Annotated in this window: 10 protein-coding genes; 3 read left to right on the top strand and 7 right to left on the bottom strand. The window is 71.1% G+C overall.

The window, feature by feature from the left end; translation table 11 throughout:
• Positions 1–96: 96 nt before the first annotated feature.
• From PV682_RS10550 to PV682_RS10535, 4 genes are all read right to left on the bottom strand, one after another.
• Complete coding sequence (locus tag PV682_RS10550; RefSeq protein ID WP_319726519.1) at positions 97–2,124, bottom strand: beta-galactosidase; 2,028 nt, start codon at positions 2,122–2,124, stop codon at positions 97–99.
• 87 nt (positions 2,125–2,211) lie between these two features.
• Positions 2,212–3,552 (bottom strand): ABC transporter substrate-binding protein, encoded by a 1,341-nt coding sequence (locus PV682_RS10545; RefSeq protein ID WP_319726517.1) that lies wholly within the window; start codon positions 3,550–3,552, stop codon positions 2,212–2,214.
• Between the two features lie 86 nt (positions 3,553–3,638).
• Positions 3,639–4,565 carry a carbohydrate ABC transporter permease gene (locus PV682_RS10540; RefSeq protein ID WP_319726516.1) on the bottom strand — a complete coding sequence of 309 codons (927 nt, stop codon included), beginning with the start codon at positions 4,563–4,565 and terminating at the stop codon, positions 3,639–3,641.
• 6 nt (positions 4,566–4,571) lie between these two features.
• A complete protein-coding gene (locus PV682_RS10535; RefSeq protein WP_319726514.1) occupies positions 4,572–5,498 on the bottom strand; it encodes a carbohydrate ABC transporter permease in 927 nt (308 codons plus the stop codon).
• A gap of 304 nt (positions 5,499–5,802) precedes the next feature.
• Here PV682_RS10535 and PV682_RS10530 point away from each other — a divergent pair, with 304 nt between their 5' ends.
• From PV682_RS10530 to PV682_RS10520, 3 genes are all read left to right on the top strand, one after another.
• Positions 5,803–6,792, top strand: a complete 990-nt coding sequence (locus tag PV682_RS10530) for a LacI family DNA-binding transcriptional regulator (protein ID WP_319726966.1) — start codon at positions 5,803–5,805, stop codon at positions 6,790–6,792.
• A 196-nt stretch (positions 6,793–6,988) separates the two neighbouring features.
• Complete coding sequence (locus tag PV682_RS10525) at positions 6,989–7,798, top strand: MHYT domain-containing protein (RefSeq protein WP_319726512.1); 810 nt, start codon at positions 6,989–6,991, stop codon at positions 7,796–7,798.
• A gap of 55 nt (positions 7,799–7,853) precedes the next feature.
• Positions 7,854–8,438 (top strand): alpha-lytic protease prodomain-containing protein, encoded by a 585-nt coding sequence (locus PV682_RS10520; RefSeq protein ID WP_319726510.1) that lies wholly within the window; start codon positions 7,854–7,856, stop codon positions 8,436–8,438.
• 51 nt (positions 8,439–8,489) lie between these two features.
• Here the strand turns inward: PV682_RS10520 and PV682_RS10515 are convergent, their stop codons facing one another.
• The 3 genes from PV682_RS10515 to PV682_RS10505 form a co-directional block, all read right to left on the bottom strand.
• On the bottom strand, positions 8,490–9,110 hold the full coding sequence (locus PV682_RS10515) for a histidine phosphatase family protein (RefSeq protein WP_319726506.1): 621 nt from the start codon (positions 9,108–9,110) through the stop codon (positions 8,490–8,492).
• 8 nt (positions 9,111–9,118) lie between these two features.
• Positions 9,119–12,592 carry a carboxylic acid reductase gene (car, locus tag PV682_RS10510; RefSeq protein WP_319726504.1) on the bottom strand — a complete coding sequence of 1,158 codons (3,474 nt, stop codon included), beginning with the start codon at positions 12,590–12,592 and terminating at the stop codon, positions 9,119–9,121.
• 70 nt (positions 12,593–12,662) lie between these two features.
• Positions 12,663–14,981: a helix-turn-helix transcriptional regulator gene (locus tag PV682_RS10505; protein WP_407705636.1), complete on the bottom strand. Its 2,319-nt coding sequence runs from the start codon at positions 14,979–14,981 to the stop codon at positions 12,663–12,665.
• Between the last annotated feature and the right edge of the window lie 414 nt (positions 14,982–15,395).

The following is a 15,395-nucleotide window of genomic DNA, read 5'->3' as shown; positions in this document are numbered from 1 at the left end:
AACGTTGCGGTGGCCCCTCCCCGCCGGACGGGCAGGGAAGGGTGACCCCGGGCGCACGGACAGGCGCCGCCCGGGGAGTCGGAAAAAAGGGGGGGATCAGACCGACGGGCGGCGTACGACGGTCACTTCACGCGGTCCGAGGACCAGCGACCCGTACAGCACGTCACCGGCGAAGCCGCTCAGGTCGACCTCGTCGTCCGTGCGGTTGACGAGGAACAGGAACCTGTCCTCGGCGCCCTTGCGCACGGTCAGCTCCACGCGCCCGCGCGCGGCGGCGGGCAGCTCGCTCTCCACGCCGGCGGGCTGAAGGAGCCTCGGCAGCAGCGCGGTGAGCCCCTCGACGCCCAGGCGCGTCGACACGTACGACGCCGAACCGCCGCCCGTCGTACGGCGCGTGACGGCCGGGCGCCCGGACTGGTCGCCGGACTCGTAGCGGGCGAGGACCTCGGTGGCCTCGTCGGTGAGGGTGATGCGGTCGGTCCACAGGGTGCCCGTGGTGCCGTCGTCCAGGGCGACCGACTCGTCCGCCAGGAGCGGGCCGAACTCCTCGACGCGGATGCCGAGCAGGTCGCGCAGGGCGCCGGGGTAGCCGCCGAGCCAGATGTGGTCGTTCTCGTCGACGACCGCCGAGAAGTAGGTGGCGATCAGGTGGCCGCCCTGCTCGGCGTACCGGGTCAGCTCCTTGGCCAGCCCGGCCGGCATGACGTGCAGGACCGGGGTGATCAGCACGTCGTAGCGGGAGAAGTCGGTGCGCTTGGTGATCAGGTCGGCGCGCACGCCGAGCGCGAGGAGCGCCGAGTACCAGTCCAGGCCCTCCTGGCGGTACTTGAGGAGCGCGGTGGGGTGCGAGTCCTGCTCGCTCGCCCACCAGGAGTCCCAGTCGAAGACGATGCCGACGCGGGCCGCCTCGCGGTCCGAACCGGCCACCGGGGCCAGGGTCTTGAGGGTCGCGCCGAGGGCGGCGACCGCGCGGAAGACCTCGCTGTCCTCACCGGCGTGCGGGACCATCGCCGAGTGGTACTTCTCGGCGCCCGCGGCGGACTGGCGCCACTGGAAGTAGCAGACGGCGTCCGCGCCGTGCGCCACGTGCAGCAGCGCGTCGCGGGCCAGCTCGCCGGGGCGCTTGGCGACGTTCACCGGCTGCCAGTTCACGGCGCTGGTGGAGTGCTCCATCAGGAACCACGGCTTGCCGCCCGCGATGCCGCTGGTCAGGTTCGCGGAGAACGACAGTTCGTCGCGGGACTGCGGGCCGGGGTGGACGTAGTGGTCGTTGGAGACGAAGTCGACCTCCGCCGCCCAGTCCGCGTAGTCCATGCCCTTCGTCTCGCCCATCACCATGAAGTTCGTGGTGACGGGGACGTCCGGGGTGATCTCCTTCAGGATGTCGCGCTCGGCGCGCAGGTAGTCCTTCAGGACGTCGGAGGAGAACCGCTTGAAGTCGAGCTGCTGCGTCGGGTTCGGGTGCGAGGCCGCGAGCCGGGGCGGCAGGATCTGCTCCCAGTCGGTGTAGCGCTGCGACCAGAACGCCGTGCCCCAGGCGTGGTTGAGGGCCTCAAGCGTGCCGTAGCGGGCGCGCAGCCAGCCCCGGAAGGCGCGCGCGGCGTCGTCCGAGTAGTCGTAGATGTTGTGGCAGCCCAGCTCGTTGGAGACGTGCCAGGCGACCAGCGCCGGGTGGTCCTTGTAGCGGTCCGCCATCGCGCGCACCAGGCGCAGGGCGTGCTCGCGGAAGACCGGGGAGGTGGGCCGCCAGTGCTGGCGGGCGCCCGGCCACAGGGTCTCGCCGGTCTGCGTGACCGGCAGGATCTCCGGGTGGGCGGTCGTCAGCCACGGCGGCGGCGAGGCCGTCGCGGTGGCGAGGTCGACGCCTATGCCGCCGGCGTGCAGCAGGTCCATGACCTCGTCGAGCCAGCCGAAGTCCCAGCTGTCGGGGCCGGGCTGGAGGCGCGCCCAGGAGAAGATCGCCACGGAGACGACGTTGACGCCCGCCGCCCGCATCAGGCGGATGTCCTCCTCCCACACCTCCCGGGGCCACTGCTCGGGGTTGTAGTCGGCGCCGTAGGAGAAGCGCGGGGCGAGGTCACCGTCCGTCCCGCGCGCGGCGCGGGCGTGGAGGGTGGAGATCATGGCGGTCCTTCCCAAGGGGTGGTGCACGGGGGCGGCGCGGCACAGGGCCGCGCCGCCCGGTCGTTCTGAACTGCTGGCGGAGAAGACCTACTTCTCCATCGTGAAGCCCTGCTCGTTGCCGTACTTCACGGAGGCGTCCTGCCAGGCCTTCAGACCCTGCGCGAGGGTGGTGGAGGAGACGTACGCCTTGCCGACGGTGTCGTTGAAGATCGAGTTCGCGTACGGCTGGAAGGGAAGGTACTTCCAGTCGCTCGCGACCATCGCCGCGGACTCGGCGAAGATCTTGTTGGCCTCCTGGCCGCCGAAGTAGTCGAACTTCTTGGCCTGGAACGCGGGGGACTCCAGCTCCGCCTTGGTGGCGGGGAAGGCGCCCTCGGAGACGCGGGTGGCGACACCGGCGCCGGAGTTCGCGTACTCGGTGAACGCGTACGCCAGCTCCTTGTTCTTGGCCAGCGCCGGGACGGTCAGCGAGCTGCCGCCGTTCTCCGCGCTCGCCTTCTCGCCCTTGGCCCACTGCGGCATGGCCGCGGCACGCCACTTGCCGGCGCCTGCGGCGACACCGGTGACGAAGTTCGCGGGCATCCAGGCGCCGGTCGCGAGGGTCGCGATGGTGCCGTCGCCGAGGCCCTTGTACCAGTCGTCGGTCCAGCCGGTGACCGGGGCGAGGAGCTTCTCGCTGATCAGCGTCTGCCAGACCTTCTCGAACTTCTTCGCGCCCGCGTCGTCGAAGTTGATGCCGACCTTGGTGCCGTCGACCTTGTAGGGGCGCGAGCCGGCCTGCCACAGCATGGAGGTCGTGAAGCCCGCGTCACCGGTGTCGTTGGCGATGTACGCCTTCGGGTCGGCCTTGTGGAGCTTGCGGGCCGCGTCCAGGTACTCGTCCCACGTGGTGGGCACGGCGATCTTGTACTTGTCGAAGACCTGCTTGTTGTAGAACAGCGCCATCGGGCCGGAGTCCATCGGCAGACCCCAGACCTTGGAGCCGTCGCTGACGGCGTTCCACGGGCCCGGCGTGTACTTCGAGGCGAGCTTGTCCGCACCGAACTTCGACAGGTCGGTGAGGCCCTTGGTGAGCGAGTACTGGCCGACGGCGAAGTACTCCACCTGGGCGACGTCCGGGACGCCCTTGCCGGCCGAGATCGCGTTCGACAGCGCCGTGTAGTGCTTGTCGCCGGAGCGCTCGCCGACCAGGTTGACCTTGACCTTCGGGTACTTCTTCTGGAAGTCGGCGGCCACGGTCTTCAGCGTGGGCTCCCAGGCCCAGACCGTGATGTCGCCGCCCTTGTCCAGGGCCGCCTGGAGGTCCCCGGCCGAGACGGCCTTCTGCGAGGAGTCGTCGTCGTCCGAGCTGCCGCAGGCGGTGGCGCCGATGGCGAGGACGGAGACGAGGGCGACGCCGCGGAGGACACGGCTCGTTGTTCTGCGCATGGTGCTTCCACTTCTTCGTGGGTGGGACAGGTGAGGGTGGGGGTGCTGCGTTGTGTGCGCAATTGTGGGGCTTTGGGGCGCCGGAGTCATTCTTTGACGCTTCCGGCCGACAGACCGGACTGCCAGTACTTCTGGAGCAGCAGGAACACCGCGATCAGCGGCAGGATCGTCAGCAGCGAGCCGGTGATCACCAGGTTGAAGATCACGTCACCGCCGATCGTCTGCGCCTGCGAGCTCCAGGAGCTGAGACCCAGGGTGAGCGGGTACCAGTCCGGGTCCTTCAGCATGATCAGGGGGAGGAAGTAGTTGTTCCAGGTGGCGACCGTCGTGAACAGCAGGACGGTGACGATGCCCGGCGCCAGCAGCGGGAGCGCGACCTGGAAGAAGGTCCGCACCTCGCCCGCGCCGTCCATCCGGGCCGCCTCCAGCAGCTCCGCCGGGATCGCCTCGGCCGCGAAGACCCACATCAGGTAGAGGCCGAACGGGGACACCAGGGACGGGATGATCACCGCCCAGGGCGTGTCGGTCAGGCCCATCTTGCTGAACATGAGGAACGTCGGCACCGCCAGGGCCGTACCGGGCACGGCGACCGCGCCGATGACGACGGCGAAGATGCCCTTCTTGCCGGGGAAGTCGAACTTCGCGAGCGCGTACCCGCCGAGCACCGCGAGCAGCGTCGCGCCGCCCGCGCCGAGGACGACGTACAGCAGGGTGTTCAGCAGCCAGCGGCCGAAGATGCCGTCGTGGTAGGTGAACGTGTCGTGGATGTTCGACCACAGCGCGAAGTGCTTCGCGAACCACAGGCCGTTCGAGTCGGCCAGGCCCTCCTGGGTCTTGGTGGCGCTGATGATCAGCCACACCAGGGGGGCGACCGTGTAGACGGCCATGAGGGCCATCAGGCCGGTCAGCAGCTTGCTGCGGCGCGGCTTGTCGGCGCTGTACGCCTTGCCCTTGCGCGGGGTGCGCAGCTTCGGGGCGCTCTTCGCGGGAGCGGTGGTGACAGAGGTGGTCATCGTTCGTCACGCTCCCTTGCGCATGCCGCGGAGCTGCACGACGTAGGCGACGATCATCGTGATCACACCCATGATGATCGCGACGGTCGCGGAGTAGTTGTGCTGCTGGCCGTTGAAGGACAGCGAGTAGGTGTAGAAGTTCGGCGTGTAGTCGGTGGTGATCGCGTTCTTCGCGAGCGGCTGGAGGATGCTCGGCTCGTTGAAGAGCTGGAAGCTGCCGATGACCGAGAAGATCGTCGCGATCACGAGCGAACCCCGGATCGCGGGGATCTTGATCGAGCGGATGATCCGCCACTGTCCGGCGCCGTCGATCTCCGCCGCCTCGTACAGCGAGGTCGGTACGACCCTGAGCGCGGAGTAGAAGATCAGCATGTTGTAGCCGACGAACTCCCAGGTCACGATGTTGCCGATGGAGGCGAGCACCCAGCTGGGGTCGAGCAGGTTCGGCAGCGTGACCCCGAACGCGTCGTTGATGTCACGGACCAGGCCGTACTTCGTGCCGTACATGAAGCCCCACATCAGGGTGGCGACCACGGCGGGGACCGCGTACGGCAGGAAGATCGTGATGCGGAAGAAGCTCTTGCCGTACAGCCGGCCGCTGTCCAGCGCGAGGGCGACCAGCAGGGCGATGCCGAGCATGATCGGCACCTGGATCAGCAGGAAGAGCCCGACCCGGGCCAGGGAGTCCCAGAACTGGGAGTCCTGGAGCGCCTGGGTGTAGTTGTCGAGGCCGACGAAGTGGTTGCCGCCGATGAGCTGGTCGCGGAAGAGGCTCAGGTAGATCGAGTACGCGATCGGCGCCAGGAAGACGAGGGCGAACACGGCCACGAAGGGGCCGATGAACCCCCAGCCGGTCCAGGAACGGCGGTCCTTCTTCGCCGGAGGCGGTGCCGGCCGCGGCTCGGCGGCGGCCGGCGGTTGCAGCGTCTTCATGATCGATCCTCGCTCGTCCACTCATGGAACCCGCGACGCCCCGTGGTTCCCAGTGCGGCGCCGCCTCGATGTTTGCGTAAACATCAGCCAGCAAAAAAAGAGTCCTGAGCTGTTATGTTTACGTAAACATCTGATGGCGGCATGTCTACACTCCTCCGATGACGCAGGTCAAGGGTCTCCGGGGGAGAGTGTGGCCGAGGTGACGAGAGGAAGAGGCCGGGGGTTGAAAATGGACACGACACACAGCATCCCGGCGCAGGGGTCCGCACCCGCCGAGACCAGGGGAAGACGCGCGAGCGTGTCGATGGCCGACGTCGCCAGAGTCGCCGGCGTGTCCTCCCAGACCGTCTCGCGCGTGTCGAATGGTTATGCGGGCGTGACTGAGGAGACACGTCGCCAAGTGCTCGACGCGATGCGCGAATTGGGCTACCGGCCCAACAGTGCCGCCCGTGCCCTCAAGCGCGGCGAGTTCCGCACGCTCGGCGTCATCACGTTCTCGCTCTCCTCCACCGGGAACGTCCGCACCCTGGAGGCGATCGCCAACTCGGCCGCCGCCGAGGGGTACGCGGTGACCCTCCTGCCGGTGGCCGTCCCCACCCAGGACGAGGTGCGCGGCGCCTTCACGCGGCTCGAAGAACTCGCCGTCGACGCCGTGATCGTCATCATGGAGGTGCACCTCCTCGACGCGGCGACGATCAACCTGCCGCCGTACGTCCAAGTGGTGGTCGCCGACTCCGACGCGGGCGAGCGGTACACGGTCGTCGACACCGACCAGGCCGGGGGGACCCGGACCGCCGTCCAGCACCTTCTCGGGCTCGGGCACGAGACTGTGTGGCACCTGTCGGGGCCCGAGGACTCCTTCGCCGCGCAGCGCCGTACGGACGCGTGGCGCGAGACGCTCGTGCAGGCCGGGCGGCCCGTGCCGCCGCCGGTCAGCGGGGACTGGTCGGCCGAGTCCGGGTATCGGGCGGGGCTCGACCTCGCGGCGCGGGAGGACTGCACGGCGGTCTTCGCGGCCAACGACCAGATGGCGCTCGGGCTGCTGCGGGCGCTGCACGAGAGCGGGCGGCGGGTGCCGCAGGACGTCAGCGTCATCGGGTTCGACGACATCCCCGAGGCGTCCTCGTTCCTGCCGCCGCTGACCACGCTGCACCAGGACTTCGCCGAGGTGGGGCGGCTGTGCGTGCGGGCGGTGCTGCGGAAGATGCGGCACGACGGGCCGGCGCACGGGACGACGCTGGTGCCTACGCGGCTCGTGGTGCGGGAGAGCACGGCTCCGCCGCCGGGGCGGTGAGCGTCCGGAAGGTCTGAATCAGCCGCCGCGCCTGGGCGCGGGGGCTGATTCGGCATGTCTGGGGGCGGCTGGGGCGGATGTGAGAGATAGGCGCATGAGGTGATGATGTGATGATCACGTAAGCAAGTCGTGGTTGAATGGTGAAGGAATTGGCCAAGTGGCTTGTTCTGGACCCGTGTAGAGAGGCATCGGCACCGTGACCGCGACCCTGTCGGAGTTCCACTACGGCCTCGTCACCCCCGTCGCCGCCTTCGTCATGGCGTGCGTCGGCTCCGTCCTGGCCCTGCGCTGCACCACCCGCTCCCTGCGGCGCGGCGGCGGCGAACGCCGCTGGGGCTGGCTCGCCCTCGGTGCGACGTCCCTCGGCTGCGGGATCTGGACCATGCACTTCATCGCGATGATCGGCTTCACCGTCGACGGCGAGCACATGGAGTACGACGCCGGCCTCACGATCCTCAGCCTCCTCGTCGCGATCGCCGTCGTCTCCGTCGGCGTCTTCCTCGTCGGCTACCGGGGGTCGGGGCCCGTCACCCTGGGGGTCGCCGGCACGGTCACCGGGCTCGGGGTCGCCGCGATGCACTACATGGGCATGGGCGCGCTCAAGGTCGACGGGCTCCGGTACGACAGCGGGGTCGTCCTGCTCTCCGTCGTGATCGCCGTGGTCGCCGCGACCGCCGCGCTGTGGGCCGCCGTCTCCATCAGCGCGGTGTGGGCGACGCTGGGGGCGAGCCTCGTCATGGGGGCCGCCGTGTCCGTCATGCACTACACGGGGATGTCGGCGGTCAGCGTCCACGCCGCGCACGGCACCGTCAGCGGGCAGTCCTCCGCCGCCCTGCTCTCCTTCATGCTGGTCATGCTCGCCGGGCCGCTGATCCTGCTGCTGATCGCCGGGGTCGTCGTGATGTTCGACCCGGAGGTCGTCATGGGGCGTACGGAGTGGGACACGGCGCGGACGCCCGCGGAGCCCGAACAGGCGCGGGGCGTGGGGGCGTTCGACTGGCGGTGACACGGGCTCCGAGGGCGGCCCCCTCGTGGTGGCCTCCTCCACTTCGGAGGTCACCGTGAGAGTTGTCCGCACCCTGTCCAAGAGAGCCCGTCTCGTCGCCGTGGCAGCGGTCACCGTGCTCGCGGCGGTGGCCGACATCGCGCCCGCGAAACTGAGCGGCGCCCAGCTCGCCCAGGTCGCCGACGTCGTCGGCACGGCCTGGTACGCCGACCCGGCCGGCGGCAAGGTCGTCGTCACCGCCGACGCCACCGCCAGCGCGGCGGAGATCGCCGAGATCAAGGCCGCCGCCGGTGACCGCGCGAGCGGACTCCAGATCAACCGCACGCCCGGCACGTTCAGCAAGTTCATCGCCGGCGGCGACGCGATCTGCTCCGGCGGGCGCCGCTCCCTCGGGTTCAACGTCCGCAGCGGGAACACATACTGCGCCCTGACCGCCGGGCACTGCACGGCCATCGGCTCCACCTGGTACACCAACTCCGGCCAGAGCACGACCCTCGGGACCCGGACCGGGGCCAGCTTCCCCGGCACCACCGCCCTCGGCCTCACCTCGGGCGGCAGCGGCAACTGCACGGTCGGCGGAACGACCTTCTTCCAGCCGGTCACGGAGGCGCTCAACGCGTACGGCGTGAGCGTCTTCTGACGGTTCATCACGTCGGCGCCCCGGGGATCCCCCAGGGCGCCGTTCGCGTGTTCAGGCGGGCAGGACGCCGAGGGCGGTGACCTGGCGGTTGTGGAAGCGGTCGTCCTCGACCAGCGTCGTGATGCTCCCGGCGGGCACCGGGAAACTCACGCGTCCCGCAGCCTCGGCCGGCATGCCGATCCACGCCGCCACGACGAACGTGAGCGAGCCGCCGTGAGTGACCACGATCTGGTGCGGGCAGGGGCGTTCCAGGATGCGGGCCAGGGCGGCGTACACCCTCCGCACACACGCCCCCTTGGTCTCCGCCCCCTCGACCCCCTCGTCGTGCCACAGCCGTTCCCCCTGAGCGGGCGGTGCCACGAACCGCTGGTCGAGCCACTCCTGGGGCCTGCCCTCCGCCTCTCCGTACGACTTCTCCCTGAGCTCGCTGGTGAACACCGGTTCCACACCCAGGAGTTCGCCGATCTCGCCGGCCGTCTGCCGGGTGCGCAGGAGGTCCGACGCGTACAACTCCGGTTCGGCCTCCGGTGGGATGCGCTCCCGTAGGGCGCGGGCGATGCGGGTCGCGGCTCGCAGACCGCCGGGAGTGAGGGCCGAGTCGTACCAGCCGCCGACGAGGCGGTCGGCGTGGTGGGTGGCTTCGGGGTGGGTGACGACGTGCAGGGTGCGCATGGGGCTCTTTACCACAGGCCCAACTGGCGTAGGTCCGTCGCGTACTTGGTGATCAGGGCGCGGGTGAGGTGGGGGATGTCCTTGTAGGGGCCGAGGCCCGCTGATCGGACGGCTTCGTGGAAGCGGGTGGCGGGGACGGTCGAGGTGGGGGTGGGGGGTTGGGGGGTGGTGAAGGCGTGGAGGAGGGGGAGGAGGGTGTGGGGGCGGTGGTGTTCCGGGAGGGCTCGGAGGGCTGTTTCGAGGCGGGGGGACCAGGTGGTGTGGGGGAGGCGGCGCAGGGGGTGGCCCGCTTCCTCCAGCCAGGTGATGAAGGTGTCCAGGGAGATGCCGTCGTCGTGGGGGTTCACCGCGTTGTACGTGCGGTGCGCCGGCGTGGACTGTGCGCCCAGGGCGTTCACCGCCTCGGCCGTGAAGTCGACGGGGAGGCCGTCGAAGTGGGCGCGGCCCTCCTCGGAGTAGAAGGACGTGGGGGCCAGGCCGGTGCTGAGGACGCTGAACAGGAGGCGGGTGAGGACGTCGGCCGGGTTGAGCTGGCCGGTGTGGCGGGGGTGGGCGAGGATCAGGTCCGAGCGGAACACGGCCACGGGGACGGCGAAACGGGCGTGCGCTTCCCGGAGCAGCACCTCGCCCGCCCACTTGCTCGTGCCGTACCCGGCGGCGTACGCGTCGGACAGGGCGCGCTCGGGGATCAGCTCCCGGATGTCGGACGTCTCGTCCAGCGCGGTGGAGATCGCCGTCGTCGAGACATAGGTGAACGGCTTGACGCGGGCCGTGAGCGCGAGGCGGATCAGCTCGGCGGTGCCGGCCACGTTCGGCCCGAACAGCTGCTCGTACGGCAGGACATGGTTGACCAGCGCCGCCGGGTGGGCGATCAGGTCGACGTCCTCGGCGAGGCGCCGCCAGGTCTCCTCGGCCAGTCCCAGGCGCTCCGCCCCGATGTCCCCGGCGTACACGTCGAGCCGCCCGGCCGCCAACTCGCGGTAGCGGCGCAGGAGTTCCGCGTCCCCGGAGTCGAACGCCGCGTCCAGGCGGGCCCGCGCGTCCGCGTCGTCCTTGCCGCGCACCACGCAGACGAGACGGCCGCCGCCGTCCGCGAGTCGCTCCAGCCAGTCGAGGCACATGAACCGGCCGAGGTAGCCGTTGGCGCCGGTGAGCAGGACGGTCCTCGGCGCCTCGCCGCGCGGGCCGGGGAGGAGGGCCGCACGGGCGAGGGTGTCGGCGTCGATGAACTTCTCCAGCGCGAGGTCGGCGGCCCGTACGACCGTGCTGTCCGCGCCGTGCACCGAGGCGAACGTCGGACGGCTCGCCCCCGACGCGAGCCGCGCCTCGATGTGGGCGGCGAGGGTGCGCAGGTCGCTCGCGGGGCTCAGGACCGTGCCGACCGGCACCTCCACCCCGAAGATCTCGGTGAGCAGCGTCGAGAACGACAGCGCGGACAGCGAGTCGCCGCCGAGGTCGGTGAAGCGCGCGTCGGCGGCCGAACTCCCCAGCAGCGCCCGGGCGGCACGCTCGACCGTCTCGGCCACCGGCCGCCCGGCGCCCTCGTCGCGCAGGGCGCGCACCGCGTCCTCCTGGTCCCGCGCCAACTCCTCGTACAGCGCCTCCAGCCGCTCCCCGTACCGGGCCTTGAGGCGCGGCGGCAGGTTCTTGCGGGTGTCGCTCAGCAGGCCATTGGCGAGCGAGAACGGCTCGGTCTCGACGAGGAACGCGCGCGGTATCTCGTACGAGTTCAACTCGGCGTCACGGGCGGCCTGGTGGAGGGCCTCGGTGAGATCCTCGCGGGTGACGTCCTCCCGGGCCGGGACGATCACCGCGAGCAGATAGGCGCGTTCGCTGTTGCCGTACACGTAGATCTGCCGGATCAGCGGATGCGTGACGTAGACGCCTTCGAGGCGGGAGAGGGCGACGAACTCGCCCTGGGCGAGCTTGACGACGTTGTTGCGGCGGTCGACGTACACGTACTGGTCGGGGCCGACCTCGGCCATGATGTCGCCGGTGCGGTAGAAGCCGTCCGCGTCGAAGGCGGCGGCCGTCACCTCGGGGCGGCGGTAGTAACCGGGCGTCAGGGTCTCGGACTTGAGGACCAGCTCGCCGCGCGGGTACGGCGAGTCGGTGGCGAAGTAGCCGAGTTCGGGGACGTCGACGAGTTTGATGTCGGTCACCGGAGGGCGCTGGACGCGGGTGTTGAGGAGGATCGAGCCGGTCTCGGTGGAGCCGTAGCCGTCGAGGACGGGCAGGTCGAGGCAGCTGCGCATGAACGCGCGCAGCTCGGCGGAGAGGGGCGCGCTGCCGTAGAGCGCCTGGATGAGCCGGCCGCCGAGGAACCGCTCCCGCAGGTCCACCTTCACGGCCGCGTCGAGCGCCTCGGGGTCCGCGAACTCGCCCGTACGCCGGACCAGTTCGGACTGGTACTCCTGGAACAGCTGGTCGCAGACGCGCGGCACGAACAGCAGGGCCGTCGGGCGGACGAGCGCGATGTCCTCGAACAGGTCCGACAGGTCGCTGTGCGCGGTGAAGTAGGAGATCCCGCCCCGGCGCAGCGTCTCCACCAGCGAGGAACGGCCCGCGACATGGCTCAGCGGCAGGTAGTTGACGACGATGGATGCCACGTCGTCGGGGATCGGGACGGCGCCCGCCCACGCCCGGTGCAGCATGCGTTCCGTCTGGATGGCGCCCTTGGGGGTGCCGGTGCTGCCGGACGTGTAGACGAGGAGGCGGACCGGGTCCTCGTCGGGGCCCGGCACGAACAGCGGGACCGGGGGCAGGGCGCGCCCGCGTCCGATCACCTCCTCCAGCGGCAGCGGGGCGGCGTGCCCGGCGGCCGTCAGCCTCGCGGACGCCGCCTCGAACGCCTCGCGCTGCGCGTCGTCCCCGGCGTGGAAGTCGAACACGACCAGGCGCGGGGCGAGTTCGGCGGACAGGGCCAACTCCACGGCCCGGTCGAGGAGTTCGAGGCCCACCGCGAGCACCTTCGGCCCGGTCTCCGCGAGGATCGGGGCGAGTTGAGCGACCGGCACGCCGGACTGGAGCGGCACGGACACCGCGCCGTGGCGCAGGCACGCCAGGTCGACCGTGACGTAGTCGCCGCTGGTGAAGCCGTAGAGCGCCACGAAGTCGCCCGGGGACAGCGGGAGTGCGGGGTCCGCCGCCCACTCGGCCGAGACCGCCCCGGCCCGCGCCCACAGCACGCCGTAGGTGACGGTCGTGAACTCGGGGAGCGTTCGCAGGCGGGTCCGCCCGGAGACCGGGTCCGTGACGAGCTCCGTCGCACGCCGGGCGAGGGCGGGGCGGTCGGCGTACCCCTCCATCACCGTCGCCACCGTCCGCGACAGCACCTGGTCGCGCGCGACCTCCCGGACCGCCTCGCGGACCGCCGGGAGCGGCATCGCGGCCCGGTACTGCGGATCGTGCGCGGACAACTCCGCGACGAGGCGGGCCGCCCGGCTCATGGGGGAGACGTCGTCGGAGGGCTTCGCGGGCATGACCGTCACCTGTTCCTCTGCTCTCTGCTGCTTTCTCGCGGGTTTCGCTGTGCGGGGTGTCGCCGGGGGGCTACGCGGGACGGGCGCCGTGCCGCAGCGCCAGCTCGGGCACGGCCGGGGCGTCGTCCTGGTAGCAACGCGCCAGCTCCACCCGGGACTTGATGCCGAACTTCCGGAAGATGTTCCGCAGGTGGTAGTTGACCGTGTACGAGGACAGGTGCAGCTTCCCGGCGACCTGCCGGTTGGTCATGCCCAGCACGACCAGCTCGGCGACCGCCCGCTCGGAGTGGGTCAGCTCCTGTTCCGGACCGACCGGTCGGTTTTTCGAGGGCCGCGTTGAAGGCGCCGTGGACAGCCTGAGCCGCGCCGCGACCCGGGCCGCGTCCCGCAACGCCCCGGCCTCCTCGTACAGCTCGCGCGCCGCGCCGAACTGCCGCAGCGCCGAACTCTCGCCCCGGCCCCCGGCCAGCAGCAGGACGCCCAGGTCCTCCGCGGCCCCGCCGGCCGCCCACGAGCAGCGGTGCTCGCGGCGGGCCCGGGCCAGGGCGGCCTCGTCCCGGTGCAGCAGGCCCGCCGCGTGCAGCGCCGAGACGCTCAGCGGGGCGTAGTCCGCGTTGTCGTGGGCGAGCGTGCGCACCGTACGGACGACCTGCTCGGCCAGGTGCGGGGCCCGCCCGGCGAGCGCGGTGCGCACCAGCCAGGCGGCGGCGCCCGGCTCCTCCGTGAACAGCAGCGGCTCGGTGACCAGGCCGGCGTACTGCCGCTCCAGCAGCTCGACGGCGCGCGGCGCCCCGTACCGCTCGGCCGCGATCTGGAGGGCGACCCAGTCCGGCTGCGCGCAGAACACGCGGGGCGCGGGGAGCGGCTCCTCGTGCCGGCGGGCCATCAGCTTCTCCGCGTCGCGCAGATCGCCGCCGCGTAGGGCCGCGAGCGCCTGGACCGTGGTCGCCAGGGGCAGCAGGGCGCTGTCGGGTTCGCGGACCTCGTCCAGCGCCGCCGCGATCCACCGGTCGGCGCGGCGGTGGTCGCCCTTCAGGCTCAGCAGCCGCGCGGAGACCGTCGCGAGCGCGAGGCCCTGGGGTGGCGGGCCGGACGGCTCCGCCCAGCACTCCGCCTTGCGCAGCAGCCGCTCGGCCTCGAAGGGCTCGCCCAGCAGGGAGAGTTCCAGCGCGACCGAGTTCGTCACCTGCTGGTCCATGAGGTCGGCCCGGCCGGGCGGGATGACCGCGGTGGCCTCGCGGCTCAGGCGCAGCGCCTCCGCCGGGCGCCCGTCGAGCCGGGCACAGGTGGAGCGCACCGCCAGCGCGAACGCCTGCCCCGAGGCGTCCTCGACGGCCGCGCGGTTGTGGAACAGGGCGGTCGCCGCCTCCTGGGCCCGGTCGGTGCGGCCCTCGTCGAGGGACGAGACGGCGCGCGCGTACAGGGTCGCCGCGCTCCGCTCACCGGACGGGTGCGGCGAGGCGGCGCCGGTGTCGGTCGCGGACGCGGCGGTCAGGAGCACCTGGCGGACACCCGGCGCGGTGCCGTCGACGACGGTCCTGCGCAGCAGTTCGTTGCGGAAGGCGAGCCGGCCGTCGTCGTGGCAGTCCAGCAGCCCGGCGTCCACGGCCCGCTGCACGAGGGCGGCCAGGCCCACGGCGGGTACGTCGGCGAGGACCGCGGAGAGTTCGCAGAGGCTGAACTGCGGGCCCAGCACGGCCGCCGTCCTGAGCATGTCCCGCACCTGCTCGCCCTGCTCCCTGAGCAGGCAGTTCACCGTGGACCTGAGGCGGGTGGGCACGGTCGTGCCGAGCAGGGCGGCCCGGCGGCCCACGATCCGGACCAGGCCGTCCTCCCGCAGCCCCGTCGCCAGCGCGGTCGTCAGCAGGGGGTGGCCCTCCGCCTCGGCGGCCAGCGCCGTCAGGCCGACGTCGGGGGCCGCGCCGAGGATGTCGGTGAGGAGTTCCTTGACCGCGTCCGGGGCGAGCCGGCCGAGCGTCAGGCGCGTGCAGCCCCAGTCGTCCAGCGCCCGCACGAAGCGGTGCACGTCGAGGTTGTACGCCTGGTCGCGCAGGGTCAGCAGCCACAGGTGCGGGCGGCGGCGCAGCGACGCCAGGTCGGCGGTGAGCCGGCGCAGCAGAGCCTGGTCGGTCTGGGTGTGCAGGTCGTCGAGGACGGTCAGGGTGGGGCGGTCGTCGGAACGCGGCGGGAATGTGCCGTCACCGGCGTGGACGAGGCGGAATTCACGCTCCTCGGCGATGCGGCCGACCTCATGGACGAGGCGCGATTTCCCGAAACCCTCGTCTCCTGAGACGAGTATCACGCCGCCGCGGCTGGACTCCGCTTCGGCGAAGGCCTGGAGTATGAGGCTCATTTCTGGTGATCGGCCGCGTAGGGGACTGTGTGACACGTGACCTCACGTAGTTCATGTCCGGGAAGGGGGAATCGAACGAAGGTGGGTCCCGTACCTGAGGAATTGACGGATCGTGCGTCCGGTGTGCGGAGTACCGTTGAAGTTGACGATCCTTCAAAAGGGTGCGGGGGGGAGTTCTTGAAGGTTAACGCGATCCGTTGAACATTAACACGCTTTCTTGGTGCGCCCGTTACGCGTCGGAAGCGAAAACTCCGTGAATGGAGGGAAACGGCGGATGGGGCGGCAAGGTATGAACCTGCCGGCCGCCGCGCGGTCCCCGGAGCCCAACTGCCGTACCCCACTACCCGCTTGAGTAGCGGGCGGCCTGCCCCTCGTGGCAAACCTACCTGGTCAGGTGGTGACACCGGCCGGATCCCGCGGTGAAGGTGGATGCCGGGGCGCGCGGCCCCC

Origin of the sequence: Streptomyces niveiscabiei, from assembly GCF_033794345.1 — a bacterium.
GTDB lineage: Bacteria > Actinomycetota > Actinomycetes > Streptomycetales > Streptomycetaceae > Streptomyces > Streptomyces niveiscabiei.
Note: the sequence above shows the minus strand (reverse complement) of the source record. Positions and strands in the feature narration are given on the sequence as shown.